General features: G+C 64.3%; 2 protein-coding genes. Both read left to right on the plus strand.

Annotation, left to right across the window (positions count from 1 at the left end):
• Window positions 1-38: 38 nt before the first annotated feature.
• The gene (nuoH, locus tag MSZK_RS23845) at window positions 39-1,256 is read left to right on the plus strand and encodes an NADH-quinone oxidoreductase subunit NuoH (protein WP_099251018.1); all 1,218 of its coding nucleotides are present in this window, start codon (window positions 39-41) and stop codon (window positions 1,254-1,256) included.
• Window positions 1,249-1,478, plus strand: a 230-nt coding sequence (locus tag MSZK_RS23850) for an NADH-quinone oxidoreductase subunit I (protein WP_142389994.1), incomplete at its 3' end; no start/stop codon positions are given. The genes nuoH and MSZK_RS23850, both read left to right, overlap by 8 nt.

Raw genomic sequence — 1,478 nt, forward strand, 5'->3', positions numbered from 1 at the left:
ACGGGTGCGGTGGTGCGCATCGAGCGGGAGGTGTCGGTGTGAGCTATCCGGATATGAGTGTGTTCGGCCATGATCCGTGGTGGCTGATCCTGGCCAAGGCGGTCGCGGTGTTCGCGTTCCTGTTGCTGACGGTGTTGGTGGCGATCCTGGCCGAACGCAAAATTTTGGGCCGCATGCAGATGCGCTACGGCCCTAACCGGGTCGGCCCGTTCGGGCTGCTGCAATCGCTGGCCGACGGCATCAAACTCGCCCTGAAAGAGGGTTTGGTGCCGGCCGGGGTGGACAAGCCGATCTATCTGATGGCACCGGTGATTTCGGTGATCCCGGCGATCCTGGCGTTCGCGGTCATCCCGCTGGGCCCGGTGGTGTCGGTGTTCGGCCATGACACCCCGCTGCAGTTGACCGATCTGCCGGTCGCGGTGCTCTACATCCTGGCCGTCACCTCGATCGGGGTGTACGGCATCGTGCTGGCCGGCTGGGCCTCAGGCTCGACCTATCCGTTGCTGGGTGGGTTGCGCTCCAGTGCGCAGGTGATCTCCTACGAGATCGCGATGGCCTTGTCGTTCGCGGCGGTGTTCCTCTACGCCGGCACCATGTCCACGTCGGGGATCGTGGCCGCCCAACAGCACACCTGGTATGTGTTCCTGCTGCTGCCCAGCTTCGCGGTGTACGTGACCGCGATGGTCGGGGAAACCAACCGCGCCCCCTTCGACCTGCCCGAGGCCGAAGGGGAACTCGTCGGCGGCTTCCACACCGAGTACTCCTCGCTGAAATTCGCGATGTTCATGCTCGCCGAATACGTCAACATGACCACCGTCTCGGCGCTGGCGACCACGTTGTTCCTGGGCGGCTGGCACGCCCCCTGGCCGATCAGCCTCATCCCGGGCGTCAACACCGGCTGGTGGCCGCTGATCTGGTTCGTCGCCAAAGTCTGGACCTTCCTGTTCATCTTCATGTGGCTCCGCGCCACCCTGCCCCGACTGCGCTACGACCAATTCATGGCACTCGGCTGGAAACTACTCATCCCCACCTCCCTGATCTGGATCATGATCGTCGCCATCCTGCACACCCTCGGCCACACCGGCATCATCCCCAACCTCATCGCCGCCGCGATCCTGTTGCTGGCCCTGCTGGCGGCGAACGCGCTGCGGCGCAGGCTGATCCAGCGCAGCACGGCGCCGCCGCCCGCCGCGGTCGAGGGATCGTTCCCGATTCCTCCACTGCCGGTACCGAGCAAGGAGAAAGCAGATGCCTGAGTTCCTGGATGCGGTCAAGGGTTTCGGTGTGACGTTTTCGACGATGTTCAAACGTCCCATCACCGAGGAGTATCCAGAAAAACCCGGCCCGGTCGCCCCCCGCTATCACGGCCGCCACCAACTCAACCGCTACCCCGACGGCCTGGAGAAATGCATCGGCTGCGAATTGTGTGCCTGGGCGTGTCCGGCCGACGCCATCTACGTCGAAGGTGCGGACAACAC

The organism is Mycobacterium sp. shizuoka-1, from assembly GCF_002723835.1.
Taxonomy (GTDB): Bacteria; Actinomycetota; Actinomycetes; order Mycobacteriales; family Mycobacteriaceae; genus Mycobacterium.